At 60.6% G+C, this 13,166-nt stretch carries 10 protein-coding genes; 7 read left to right on the top strand and 3 right to left on the bottom strand.

Annotated elements, in window-relative coordinates; translation table 11 throughout:
• Positions 1-63: 63 nt before the first annotated feature.
• Positions 64-1,104, bottom strand: a complete 1,041-nt coding sequence (locus WJU23_RS14650) for a hypothetical protein (protein ID WP_346333345.1) — start codon at positions 1,102-1,104, stop codon at positions 64-66.
• A 94-nt stretch (positions 1,105-1,198) separates the two neighbouring features.
• Here WJU23_RS14650 and WJU23_RS14645 point away from each other — a divergent pair, with 94 nt between their 5' ends.
• From WJU23_RS14645 to WJU23_RS14625, 5 genes are all read left to right on the top strand, one after another.
• Positions 1,199-1,981 carry a glycosyltransferase family 2 protein gene (locus WJU23_RS14645; protein WP_346333344.1) on the top strand — a complete coding sequence of 261 codons (783 nt, stop codon included), beginning with the start codon at positions 1,199-1,201 and terminating at the stop codon, positions 1,979-1,981.
• Between the two features lie 4 nt (positions 1,982-1,985).
• On the top strand, positions 1,986-3,704 hold the full coding sequence (locus WJU23_RS14640; protein ID WP_346333343.1) for a hypothetical protein: 1,719 nt from the start codon (positions 1,986-1,988) through the stop codon (positions 3,702-3,704).
• Between the two features lie 100 nt (positions 3,705-3,804).
• A complete protein-coding gene (locus tag WJU23_RS14635; protein ID WP_346333342.1) occupies positions 3,805-4,170 on the top strand; it encodes a hypothetical protein in 366 nt (121 codons plus the stop codon).
• 32 nt (positions 4,171-4,202) lie between these two features.
• Positions 4,203-4,565, top strand: a complete 363-nt coding sequence (locus WJU23_RS14630; RefSeq protein WP_346333341.1) for an arsenate reductase family protein — start codon at positions 4,203-4,205, stop codon at positions 4,563-4,565.
• Between the two features lie 247 nt (positions 4,566-4,812).
• Complete coding sequence (locus WJU23_RS14625; RefSeq protein WP_346333340.1) at positions 4,813-7,350, top strand: COR domain-containing protein; 2,538 nt, start codon at positions 4,813-4,815, stop codon at positions 7,348-7,350.
• 118 nt (positions 7,351-7,468) lie between these two features.
• On the opposite strand, the gene WJU23_RS14620 is transcribed toward WJU23_RS14625, so the two are convergent.
• Both WJU23_RS14620 and WJU23_RS14615 read right to left on the bottom strand, forming a co-directional pair.
• Complete coding sequence (locus tag WJU23_RS14620) at positions 7,469-8,530, bottom strand: IS110 family transposase (RefSeq protein WP_346333339.1); 1,062 nt, start codon at positions 8,528-8,530, stop codon at positions 7,469-7,471.
• A gap of 425 nt (positions 8,531-8,955) precedes the next feature.
• The gene (locus WJU23_RS14615; protein WP_346333338.1) at positions 8,956-11,256 is read right to left on the bottom strand and encodes a P-loop NTPase fold protein; all 2,301 of its coding nucleotides are present in this window, start codon (positions 11,254-11,256) and stop codon (positions 8,956-8,958) included.
• A 129-nt stretch (positions 11,257-11,385) separates the two neighbouring features.
• Here WJU23_RS14615 and WJU23_RS14610 point away from each other — a divergent pair, with 129 nt between their 5' ends.
• Both WJU23_RS14610 and WJU23_RS14605 read left to right on the top strand, forming a co-directional pair.
• Positions 11,386-11,907 carry an ImmA/IrrE family metallo-endopeptidase gene (locus WJU23_RS14610; protein ID WP_346333337.1) on the top strand — a complete coding sequence of 174 codons (522 nt, stop codon included), beginning with the start codon at positions 11,386-11,388 and terminating at the stop codon, positions 11,905-11,907.
• Complete coding sequence (locus WJU23_RS14605; RefSeq protein ID WP_346333336.1) at positions 11,904-13,031, top strand: hypothetical protein; 1,128 nt, start codon at positions 11,904-11,906, stop codon at positions 13,029-13,031. The genes WJU23_RS14610 and WJU23_RS14605 overlap by 4 nt, the downstream gene beginning before the upstream one ends.
• Positions 13,032-13,166 lie beyond the last annotated feature (135 nt).

Raw genomic sequence — 13,166 nt, 5'->3', positions numbered from 1 at the left:
ACGTGCAATTTAGCGCACCTGAGAAAAGGTGCACAAAGTTTGTTTGAGACTTCATCAAGTCTCTCACAGGCAGCAGGCGGCGGCGTCTGTGGCGGAGGAGGAAGCCTCCGGCATGAGAAGCAGCACGGCGGCGGGAATGGCCACGATGACATCCGCCCACACGCGGAAGGCCTCCGGGGAGAGATGGCGGCGCTTCTGCCAGAGGATCTCCAGGCCGACGAGCCCGGCGAGAACGGCCCAGGTGAGGGGGACCAGGGTGGCGGGAAGGTAGGCAAACTGGATGGCCGCCAGCGCGCCCACGCACAGGGCGATGGCACCGCGCACGGAGCCTGGGCCGCTGCCGGGTGCGCCTGCCGGTGCTTCCTCGCGGGCGGTGATGACGGTCAGATTGCTGACGAAGAGCAGGCCCAGGAGGACCAGCTCCGCCCAGATGTCCGGCCCCTCGCTGCCCAGGGCGTGAAAGCGCGTCCAGGTGGTGCAGCCGAAGGCGAAGAGCAGCCCGGCGGCCACCTCCTTGCGGAAAAAACGGCCCACCTGCTCATCCCAGTTCAGGCGAAAGACGAGGATGGTGGCCCCGGCGATGAGCAGGGAAACCGGGACCATGACCGTGGCGGGCAGCGGCAGGGTATTGAGCAGAAACAGCAGCACCAAAACGCCCGCCTGGATGAGCCAGCGCCGCGTGCGCCGGCCGGTGATGGAATACAGCACCAGGTAAAGGCCGATGGGCAGCACCTGTGCCAGGGAATGCGCCAGCAGGCCCACCGGCACCACCCACAGCGCCAGCCAGGCGACGGTGGCCGCCACGGCGGGTATGACCGCCAGGACCAGCGGCCAGCGGAAGCGGCGGTAAAATAAATGCCGCGCGCTGAGCTGCTGCGGCGGCACGCCGATGGTGTCCAGCACCCGGTCCGCCAGGTAAATGAGCCACACGGCCAGCCCCAGACCGGGCAGCACACCCGGCATGAGGCGGAAATCATTGATGCGGGCCAGCGCGGCCAGCCAGAGCATGGCCACGGCGGGCGCCTCCAGGCTCAGGACATGGGGCCACAGCCACGGCGGTGTGCCAGGCGCAGCAGAGGAGGGGTTGGCAAGTTCAGCAGGCAAGGGGGGGACATGAAGGCGGCTGCGGACGGATTGCAAACAGAGAGACTTTTCCATTTCCAATTCGTCATTCTTCCTCTTCCATCATGCCAAGCCCATGCCGCATCCGATTTCCATCGCCATCATCTCCAAAAACGAGGAGGCCAATCTGCGCCGCTGCCTGGCCAGCGCCGCCGGGCTGGTGGAGGAAATCGTCATCGTGGACAGCGGCAGCACCGATGGTACCGCAGCGGTGGCGGCGGAATTCGGCGCGCGGTTTGTGCAGCAGGACTGGCTGGGCTTTGCGGCGCAAAAGAACCTCTGCAACAGCTTCTGCACCCAGCCCTGGATCCTGGCCCTGGACTGCGATGAGGAGCTCTCCCCGGAGCTGAAGGCGGCCATCGCGGCCTTCTTTGAAAAGGGAGATGCGGCCACCCATGACGCCGCCTGGATGGCCCGCTGCGTGTGGTTTCTGGGCCGGTGGATCCGCCATGGCGACTGGTACCCGGATAAAAAGGTGCGCCTCTTCCGCCGGGAAAAAGGCCAGTGGGAAGGCCACGCCAACAGCCAGGTGCATGAGCGCCTGGTGGTGGACGGCCCGCACACCACCCTGCGCGGAGACTTGTATCATTATTCGTTTTCGGATATGAAACATTATTTGGACAAGCACCTGACCTACACGGACGTGTTTGCCGACCATGAAAAGGCGCAGGGCCGCGGCTGGTCCGTGCTGGATGCCGTCTTCCGGCCCTGGTGGCGGTTTTTCCGCGCGTATTTCATCCGGCTGGGCTTCCTGGATGGATTTCCCGGCTTCTGGATCGCCATCGCCACCGCTTTTTTTACCTTCATGCGCTACAGCCGGGCGTATGAAGCACGGGTAGCGGACAAGCAGCCCCATTGACCTGATGCCATTCTTCACCCGGCCCTCCCACTCCTCCTGCTCCACACCCAGCCGCCTGCGCCGTCTGGCCCCGGCTTTTTTTCATGGCGGCCTGGGCCTGTGCCTGCTCCTGCTGGCCGGCTGCATCGGCCCGCCGAAGGCGCCCACCGTGCGCGAGCCCTTCTGGCCGTGGCAGGGCCTGACGCAAAAGCTCATCGCCGCGCATGTGGACGAGGCCGCCGCCGCCTGGGACCTGCTGAAAGATCCGGACGCCTCCGCCCAGGAAAAGCGGCGGGCCGAGGCCGTCTATGAGTCCGCCCTGGCCCGCCTGCTGAAGGACTGGAACCGCAGCCAGCTCCCGCGCGAGTGGGAAAGCGGCAGCTATTTTGAGGCGAAGGAACGCCGCTACCTGGTGAACCTGCAGCCCGCACCCGGGAACCCGGAGGAAGTCTCCCCCCTCATGCTGGACCGTATCCGCCTGGCGGATGAGGTGCGCCTGGCACCGGACTGCCCGCCGGTCATCGAAGACGGCCTGGGCGTGCCCGTGGTGGGCCAGCTGGTGCATTCAGAAAAGCTCGCGGCCCAGCACCCGATGATGCCGCTGAACGGCGCGTATTTAACCCTCACCGCCGTGCTGGAATTTGACCCGCCCGGGGAGGCAGGAAAAGCCCGCACCTGCCACCTGCGCCTGTTTAATCCGCTGCGCAAACCGCAGGCGGACATCGCCGGCCGCACCCGCACCCTGGCCGCCAACTACACCGCGCCGAAGGAGCTGGCCATGAACAACCGCTTTCTCAAAGACTTCTCCCTCCTGGGCCTGCTCTTCCCGGACAAGGTGCTGGATGACAGCGAGATCTACCGCCTGGAGATGTATGACCCGAAGCGCATCCCGGTGGTCTTTGTCCACGGGCTGAAGTCAGACCCGCATATCTGGTACAACACCATCAACGCCATCTATGCGGACCCGGAGCTGCGCGCCCACTACCAGCCCTGGTACTTTTTATACCCCACCGGCATGGCCGTGCCCGCCACCTCCTGGCGGCTGCGCACCTCCCTGGAGCAGGCCCGCGCGCGGCTGGACCCGGAGGGCGATGACCCGGGAATGAACCACATGGTCCTCGTCAGCCACAGCATGGGCGGCCTGCTGAGCCGCATGCAGACCATCGACAGCGGCGATGCCATCTGGAACGCCTACTTCAACTGCGAGGCCGAAAAGCTCACCGTCTCCAATGGCACCCTGGCGCGGCTGCAGGACACCCTGCGCTTCAAAAAGCAGCCCTACATCAAGCGCCTCATCTTCATCACCGTACCGCATCGCGGCAGTGGCATGGCGGACAAAGGCATCGTCCAGCGCCTCACCGGCCTCATCCGCCTGCCGGCGGATTCCATGGTCCTGGCCAAGGAGATCATGACAGGAAACATTGACACCCTGACCCCGCAGATGCGCGACTGGGGCATGTTCGGCTTTCTCAGTATCGGCACCCTCTCCCCCCGGCACCCGTATCTGAAGGCGCTGAACTCCCAGCCCATCCCCGTGCCGCATCACAGCATCATCGGCCAGCTCGGCAAAGGTCCGCTGGAAAAAAGCAGCGACGGCGTCGTGCCCTACACCAGCGCGCATCTGGACACCGGCACCGAGGTCGTCGTGCCCTACCACCACGGCTGCGTGGAAAAGCCCGAAGTCATCGCCGAAGTGACCCGCCGTTTAAAACAGCACCTGCGGGAAAGCGGCATCGCCCGGTGAAAAACCGCCGTGTGAAAATGGCCCTCCATCCGTACTGAACCCATTGCCAACGAGCGCAAACGGCTGCAAACAATCGTCAGCCCCATTCCCCCCTTTCCCCATGTTTACCACCGGCCAAAAAGTTGTCTGCATCAATGACCAGTTCGAGCCCTGGGTCTATGATCTCTACACCGCCCTGCCCAAAAAAGGCCGCACCTACACTATCCGCGCCATCTCCGTGGGCCGGTCCAACCCCAAATTCTCCGTCAATGACGACGCCGAGATCCAGCTCACCGACGCCCAGTTCGACATCCTCGTACTGCTGAAAGAGCTGCAAAACACCGAGGACCCGCACTCCTCCGTGAAGCAGGAGCTCGGCTTCCGGTCCGAGCGCTTCGCCCCCCTGGAAGAGGACGAGGAGGAGATCGAGGACGAAGCCGAAGCCGGCGAGCTCATCGGCGCCGGAGCCTCCACCAAAGGCTGGTAATATAAAACATCCACCGTTCAACCTCCGCCGCCATGCTGAAAGTCTATGCCTACCAGGGCTGCTCCACCTGCAAGAGCGCCCTCAAGTGGCTCAAAGCCCGGTCCATTCCCCATCAAGAAATCCCCATCCGCGAGACCCCGCCCACCCTGCCCGAACTGCGCGCCATGCTGGCCGCCAAAACCGGCGACCTCCGCCCCCTCTTCAACACCTCCGGCCAGGACTACCGCGCCCTCGGCCTGAAGGACCAGCTGCCCACGATGTCCACCGACGAAGCCCTGGAGATGCTCGTCGCGAATGGCAACCTCGTGAAACGGCCCTTCGCGATTGATGAGTCCGCCGGTGTGCATCTCGTGGGTTTTAAGGAAGCGGAATGGGAGAAGGCGTTGAAGGCCTAACCTTCCCCCTAGCCCGCAGGGCTAACCCATGAGTAGCCGGAGTGTCAGGCGAGCCTTCGCGAGCCAGACCTCCGGTCACTGGTCGAGACGCTTTCAGAGGCCGTCTACTCCGAAGGAGTAGCCCCATCGCCCCACCACACACCCTGCGCCAACCGCCTACCCGCAGGCCTGGGAATTGCGTGGGAAAAGGACGGTGGCGGCGGAAAGCGCCTCGACATTTCCCTGACGGCCAAGCATTTTAGGTGGCATGTCTAACAAGCACAAGTTTTCCAATGCCCAGGCGGCTTATGATGAAGCGCTGAGAAGGATTGAGAAATGTCGTCAGCAAGGAAAAAATGGAACAGTTTTGAATTTAGGAGGACTCGGGTTGACCGCATTGCCGCCGGAGATTGGCCAGCTCACCTCGCTGACGGAGCTTGAACTCTCCCACAACCAGCTCACGAGCCTGCCACCGGAGATCGGACTGCTAAACTCGCTCAGGCAACTTGATCTCGATAACAACCAGCTATCAAGCCTGCCACCGGAGATCGGCCTGCTCACCTCGCTCACATGGCTTTTTCTCTCTTATAACCCGCTCACCCGCCTACCACCAGAACTGTGTCGTTTGCGCTCATTAGTAAGTTTTTTCCTAGAGTGTACTGAGCTACAGGAACTGCCGCTTTTTTTGCATGATCTGAAAAATCTGGAGATGCTTATATTGCATGGGAACGCTCAATTGGACCTTCCCGATGAGGTGCTTGGAGCAGATTACTTTGAGTTTGTTCAGGGCGAAAAACCCGCCTCCCCCCAAGAAATCCTCGCTTATTACTTCGCGCAGCGTGGCGGAGTTAAACGCCCGCTCAACGAAGTCAAAGTCCTCGTCGTGGGGGAGAGCGAGGTGGGCAAGACCTCGATCATCCGCCAGCTTCGTGGGGAGAAACATAACCCGAAGGAGGACAAGACGCATGGCATCGAAAGGCATCGTTTATCCATGGACTGCGGGCGGCTGGGCAGGGTGCGGCTGAATGTGTGGGATTTTGGCGGGCAGGACATCATGCATGCCACGCATCAATTTTTCCTGACGCATCGCAGCGTGTATGTGCTAGTGCTGGACAGCCGCCAAAACGAAAGGCAGACGCGCATGGACTACTGGCTGAAATTGATCGCCTCCTATGGAGGTGATTCGCCGGTCATCATCGTCTGCAACAAGGCAGACCAGCAGGTGATGCAGCTCAACTGGACCGGCCTGCAAAAGGACCACCCGCAGATCAAGGGCTTCGTCAAAGAAGTCTGCTGTTACCACTGTGAAAAAGAGGACCGCCGCAAGGGCCTGGACGAGCTGCGCCAGCTCATCGCCCAGACGGTGGAGCAGCATGTGGAGGGCGTGGACCAACCTCTGCTGAAGACCTGGCTGGACCTGAAGGACGCGCTGGAGACCGATGGCCGCCCCTACCTGACGCTGGATGAGTATCATTTGTTAGCCAAGAAGAGCGGCATCGCCGACCGCCAGCACCGCGACATCCTGCTCAGCCTCATGCACCAGCTCGGTAGCGTGCTGCATTTCAGCGAGCACGCCATCTTTGAAAAAGACCGCGCCCGCAATGCCACTACCGCCCAGGTGGAGGAGCTGAACGTACTGGACCCCGGCTGGGTCACGGGCGCCATTTACAAGCTGCTCAATGATGCGGAGCTGATCCGCGCCGGCGGCCGCATGGACCGGGCCAGCATGGCGCGATCGCTCGCTGAACTGGAAGGCCGCCAATATCCAGGCACCAAGCAAGACTTCATCATCGCCATGATGCGCCGGTTTGAGATCTGCTTCCCCTTTGACGGGGAGACGGACCGGTGGTTCCTGCCAGACCTGCTGAACAAGGACGAGGTGGACACCGGGAACTGGGCCGGAGCCATGGCCTTTCGTTATCAATACCAGGTACTGCCCGGCAGCATCATCAGCCGGCTCATGGTGCGGCTGCACTCTCACATCGCCCGCCACTGCCTGTGGCGCACCGGGGCCAAGTTTAAAAAGGCTCCGTGTGAGGCCCTGGTGCGCAGCGACGAGGAAAAAGCCCAGGTGGACATCTGCGTGCGCGGCGGCAGCAAGAGCCAGCGGCAGGCCTTTCTGGCGCTCATCTGCGGCACCCTGGAAGACATCCACCGCTCCTGGTCCGGCCATCTGCCCGTGGAGGCCCAGCTGCCCCTGCCGAAGCACCCGGACGTCTATGTGGGCTACGAGAAGTACTTGCAGTTAGAAGGCAAGGAGATTGGTCGTCATCAAGAAATGGTGAACGGCCTGCTGGAAGAAATCGAAGTGACCACCGTGCTCAACCAGGTCAGCCAGCGCCCGCAGCGCAACAAGGAGCGCGAGAAGCGTCGGCCCAAGGATGAAATGCGGCAGGGGCGCGCTAGTAAAGTTGAGAACCATTTCCATGCCCCCGTCCAATTTGGAGACAAGATCATTCACGATAACAGCATCCACGCCCGTGACATCCTCCACAGCCAGGTGGCCCAGACGATGGAAAACTGCAACAACCTGATCCAGCAGCATCCCGATGACGAGGTGAAAACCCTGCTGGAAAGCCTAACCAAAGATGTGGAAATCCTGCTCGCCTGCCTGGAGCAGGAGCCGCAGGAAGAGGCCGCCACCCACCTGGAATTGCTGACGGAGGCCGTGACCTGCCCGACGCCCAACCGCGGGAGGTTCACCCTGGCTGCAAAGGGCCTGCGAAAGTGCGTCACTTTCGTCAAAGACTTCACCGGCGACATCGCCACCACCCTCGAAAACCTCCGCCAGATCCTCTGGCCCTAGCGGCACCTGGAGCAGGCCAAGGAGCCGGACCTGCCAGGTCCGGGCTTCCAGGACACCGCAAGGCGCGAAGCGTCCTGGAGATGGTGAGGTTTTGGCAAATGGTTTTTGCGGTGTTTTTTCAGGCGGCGGTTTCTTTGGGTGCAGGCCGGTATTGCGGATCAAAAGGCTTGCCGGAGCGCAGGATGGCAAACACCAGCGCCATGAGCTTGCGCATTAGCGCTCCGGCCACGCATTTGGGGGCTTTGCCAGCTTTGAGCAGCCGGTCGGCAAACTCCCGCAGCGGTCCTCGCTTGCTGCTCAACAGCCTCACCGAGGGCATGAACATCAGGGTGCGCAGGCTGCTGCGGCCCTGCTTGCACATGCGCGTGCGGCCCCTCGCGCTGCTGCCGCTCTGGTGCTGGCGCGGGCTCAGCCCGGCGTAGGCGCACAGCTGCCGGGCGCTCTCGAAGCTGTCGAGCCACGGCAGCTCGGCCAGCAGCATGACGGCGGTCACCGGGCCGATGCCGGGGATGCTGCGCAGCAGTTCTTCCTGGTGTTTCATGGCCGCATCGGCCTCCACCAGGGCGAGCATCTGCTGCCAGAGCCCATCGAGCTCGGTTTGCAGCAGCGCGGTCATCTTGCCGATGTGCTTGATGACCGACTCGTCGCGTGCGGCTTCCAGGTGGTTTTTTTCCTGGATGATCATGGCCTGGATCTGGTGGCGGCGGCGCGCCAGGTCGCGCAGCTTCTGGTGGGAGCCCGCCAGGGGCCGCCAGCGGGGCGGCACGCGTTCCAGCGTGTAGGTGGCGATCATCCAGGCGTCCAGGGGATCGTTCTTGTTGCGCAGGTTGAGGCTGCGGGCGTGGTTTTTAATGAGGGCCGCATTGACGAGGCTGACGTGGTGGCCGGCCTGGTGGAGGAAGGCGGCCAGGGCCAGGCCGTAGCTGCCGGTTTCCTCCAGGCAGATGTGGACGCTGCGGCCCTGGCTGGTGCGCTGGAGCCAGGTGATGAAGGCGGCGTGGCCCTCGGGGCTGGAGACGAACTTCCCATGCTGAGGCTTGGCGTCCTTGTAGGCCAGGAGGCAGACGTTGAAGCTGTGCTTGGAGACGTCAATGCCGAGGGCGGCGGCGACGCCTGGCAGCGAGGGCTCGGGCGGAGCAGCAGGCGGAGGCTGGGGACGGTGGGCGGAGGCAGTTTTCATGGTGGCATCGTTGGTTAGGTTTAGTCTGGCACGGAGCGGGCGGGGAAAAGGGCGGCCTGGAACTTCTGCGGGTCATTCTTGTTAGCGGCTTGACTGGAGGAGGCCGGTCAGCCAGGATGGTGATCGAACTTGCAAAAGTTCGGCTGCCCGCCGGGGACCTGTCTCCAGGACGGTCTTGCTGGACCCCAGTGCGGCGTCGGTGTTCCCCGGCGGACGGCCAAATTTTTCCCGCTTTACAGCGGCTACCCAATTCAACGGGCTGGATGGGCAAAGCTAACAAGTGCGGTGGAAGCGATCGAGCGCAGCACCGCTCTTCTTTGAAGTTACAGATGGCCTAACAGGAAGGGGGATCAGTTAATGAGGACTGAAGTTCACCGGGTTCCCAAGGAGTAGGACTTGACAAGTCCTGGCAGGTCAGGGCCGTTTCAAGCCGGGCCTCTTCCATCCTCCGGCGGCGTGCCATCTTGCGCCCCTTCCAGATACTCCACTCCTTCAGCCTCCCCGGAATCAGCATCACGCGCTCTCTGTGAGTGGACAGGGAAAGGGCCAATTGCTCCCGCTGCCTCCAGCTTTTCCGCTTCCGCAATCGTGTCCAGGCACAGCCAGCCCACTTCTTGAAGGGTGTGAATTTCGCTGTCTGGCGCGTTCCGCCCTAGGTTTGCAGGGCGAGGCTCTGGCAAAGCCTCTTGCAACTTTATCTTCAATATCGCGCGCGGGATTACATGTTCCACTTTTGTAAGCTCTTTCATCCCTTCCCATTGCCAGCCAGTCCCCTGTACACTTCTGGAAAAAGTGCAAGGTCCCGTCACCAAGTGCAAAGCCACAATAGGCTCCTGTTTCGCCAATTCCTCCAAACGTTTTTTGACTGCCGAAAGGTGTCTGTAGAGACACCACACGCGGAAACAAATCATCACATTGCTCTCCGGAATTTTTCCGTTTTCATAGGCAGCCAGACTTTGCTCAGCCATTTCTTCGTCCAGTTTTCCCGGTGACTGGCCTAACTGTTTAAAATTATAAATGCTATCATCATTTCGCAGATAATCTCCCAAGGTCATGTTCCAATCCACATCCTCCGTTCTTTTCACTAGTTCTAGAGCTGCCATCACACGGTCTTCTTTGGTCAAGGTGCGAACCCATTCAGCAGCTAATTCTGCACTTGTTCTCCAAAAACTCGGTCTCCAATCTTCGGACTGTTGAAACGCAGGCTTTTGGCTCGTCACCCTGACCAGGGACAGAATGACCGCCTGGCGTGCTGTCCAGTCTGTCTCACAAAAGTTTTTCACCTTCTTTAGAAACACGCGGGCGTAGGGTTTGCTAAGATGCTCCGTCAAGGATGCATCCGCCTTGGCTGGCTCCCGCTCTGCCAGCGCACACCAGCCGCGCACTCGCGCATCATGGACATCCTTTTTCTGGATACCCATGGAAAAGTAACGCCAGAAGTAATCGGGTGAGCAGATGAACTGGCGACGACGAATGTATTCTGCATCATAGGTTATGATTGAACCCAGTTGGGGAAACCATACTTCCAGCGCATCTTGGATGCTCGTTTTGTACGCCCTCACTTCCTCAGTCAGGCATCCTGCCAAAATTTCCCAGGCCTGGTGCCTTGGCTCATGGCGATCCTCAAGTGTATCGAAAATTTCAAAACCATCGCTTGTCGGCAGGGTTGGAATCACTTCTGGAATTTTCTCGTATAACTGAGGATGCAACAGCCGCGTGGCCTCCAGCAGCAACACATCTCCTGGATGCAGCTCATCAACCAGCATGCCAAGAGCAAACTGAAACGCATTGGCGATGGCTTTGACCGTGCGTGGTGTGCGTACAAAGGGCGCGTGCAATCGGCTGAAAATAGACCGCACGCGGCTGCTGTCTTCTGGAAGAATCGCCGATGACGAGTCCTTCCAAACTTTGAATAACTTCTCTAGCGCATATTCCTCCAGCACCTCGGGCGGAATGATTGGCAGTTTCAGGCGTACGTTGATGATTTTTTCCAGGTATTTCCGCCCCGTCTCCGGGCGGCCATCCAACTGGCGGCAGATGATCTGACTGACGTGGTCCTCATCCATGGCGATGACAAACGTTGTGTTAGGCAGGTCTGCCACCAGCTTCAGGCTGCGGAAGAGCAGCAGGATCTCCTCCGCCTCCAGCCGGTCCACATCATCCAGCAGGACCACCATTCGCAGATTGCTGCCTTTGAGATGATCGGCGGTTTGCACCTTGAGTTCATCCACATGTGCTTTGAACTCTTCCGGGAGGATGGCATTTAACAAACCGCTAGTCACTCCCCCGCTGCCAGGCATGTAGGCATGAGACATTGCTCCGCCACCTGCGCTCAGCCACTTCCTGGCCTTGGAGGCGTTGCGTTTCATGTTTTGCCACGTCGTCAGCACCTTCAGGTCCGGATCAATCCGCTTCACCATGGCCTCAAACAGGTGATACAGAAGCGTGTCCTGGCCTGAGTATTTCCAGGGATTGAAATTCACCAAAAGGCACGTGCCCTCGTCCGCCGTGCGGGTGTCCAGTTCCTCGGTCATCATGTCCAGCACTGTGCTCTTGCCGCTGCCCCAGGAGCCAACGATGGACACGGTCAGGCATTCCTCCTGACGGCGTTTCACGATCGTATCCGCCAGCCTGCGGGCAAAGTCGCGCCGCTCAAAGTGATCCACCTTGGCGGCCTGATCCGGCAGGTACTCTTGAGAAGGCTGGGCAGCAGGGGCGGAACTCATGGGAACTGCCAGAATGGACGAGAGAAGGCCGCCGTCAACGGCACAACCGCCTCCGCACCGCGGGGGCAGGCGTCCGAAAATTCCTCTTGCCGGAACCCGCAGCCAGGCTCATGTTCATCAGCACACCGTATGCCAGCCACCGTCCCAGCTGCATCTTCTGAACCAATACCGGCCAATGCCACCAAGGCCGCCGTGGACACCTATGCCGGACAGGTAGCCGATGCGCTTGGGTATAAGCCTGGCATCAATCTGGATGATCTGGTGGCCCGGCTGGGAGGCAGGGTGGAGCATGATGCCTGGGAACTGAGTGAAGGCAGCGGCAGCCTGGAGGTCTTTCCCGATGGCAAGCCCGCTTTCATCATCAGGCTGCCTTACTTTGCCGGCCGTTTGCGCAACCGCTTCACCATCGCCCATGAGCTAGGGCATTATTTCCTCCATTCCAATGGCGGAAAAAATCCCATCCGCATCTTCCGGGAAGGCAGTGACCGTTGCGAATGGGAGGCCAACTGGTTTGCCGCAGGCTTTCTCCTGCCCGCCGGGCGTTTCCGGGAGGACTGGACCCGGCTTCGCAGCATCTCAGGGCTGGCGGACCTTTATCAAGTGTCCCAGGCGGTCATCGAAATCCGCCTGAAAACGCTTGCCTTGGGATGAAGATCAAAAACCGTCTGCAAGAGGCTGAATTCCAGGAGCTGGTCAGGCCCAAGCTCAAGCTCTTCATGAGCGTGGACATCGTCGGCTCCACCCATTACAAGCAGAGCAACCCCAAGCAGCAGACACCGGAGTGGGTGGGACTCTTCATCGGCTTCTTTGCCGATTTCCCTGAACGTCTCGTTCAGGCCATCCGCAGCCACCATCCCAAGCTGCGCCTGCCGCGTCTCTGGAAAGCTCTGGGCGATGAACTCATTTTCACCGTGGAGCTGGAGAAGCGAGCCGATGCCGCCGCCTATGTCAAAGCGCACGCTAGCGCCCTGCGCAGCGCCGCCTGCAACTGGCACAGCGACAGCACGGACACCACCCGCCATGAGCTGCATCTCAAAGGGGCCGCCTGGCTCGTCGGCTTTCCAGTCGGCAATGTGGAGATTCCCTGCTCACCTCTCCATGCCCAGGAGGGAGAAGGTTGTGACGAGACCATCCTCAGCGATGATCAGGACTACATCGGCCCGCTGGTGGACATGGGCTTTAGGCTCAAAGAGCACGCCTCACCGCGGAAGCTCGTCATCGCCGCTGACCTGGCTTACCTCATGATCTGCGCCAGCATGCCCTCGGACATGCGTCTTTTCTTTGAAATCGACGTCCAGCTCAAAGGTGTCATGCGGGGCAAGGCCTACCCTGTCATCTGGCTGGACAACGACGGCTATCCTGCCCATGAGCACAATAGCAGCTCCGCCAATGTCAACCGGCTGAAGGACACTCTCATGGGCCGCCATGAGACGAAGATAGAAGACCTGCGCAACTATCTCAAAGCCTGGCTGGCCAGTGCCAAGGGCTGCCCATGCATTCCTTTTCTTGAACAGGACCCCGATGCGGATTTTATCCCTGGGGAAGGCTACGAGGAAAGGCGCCAGGAAACCATCAGTGTACTGCAGCGCACCTTCTTCCCAGACTCCCCATCCACCGCAGAGCAGACCGGAGAGGACCAGCTTCCCCCCGGCTCCCAGGAACTCCTCGCTGGCCTGGGCCGCATGCGTCGCCAGACGAGTAAAAAGACCGCTCCTCGCTTGACGGCTAAAAAGAGTGCCGCAGCCAAAAAGACCTCTCGGAAGCGGCCCAAGTAACTGCAAGCGCGGCACCGCTTTTAGAACCAGAAGAAGAACAAGGTCTGGAGGAGGAGTTTTGAAGACTGCCTTGAATGCCGACGGATCGTCGGCGCTCCATGGTTTTACCTGAAATTCCGCTTGCATGATTTCGAG

This window comes from Prosthecobacter sp. SYSU 5D2, from assembly GCF_039655865.1.
In the GTDB taxonomy this organism is placed as follows: domain Bacteria; phylum Verrucomicrobiota; class Verrucomicrobiia; order Verrucomicrobiales; family Verrucomicrobiaceae; genus Prosthecobacter.
This window is presented reverse-complemented; position numbering and strand designations above follow the sequence as displayed.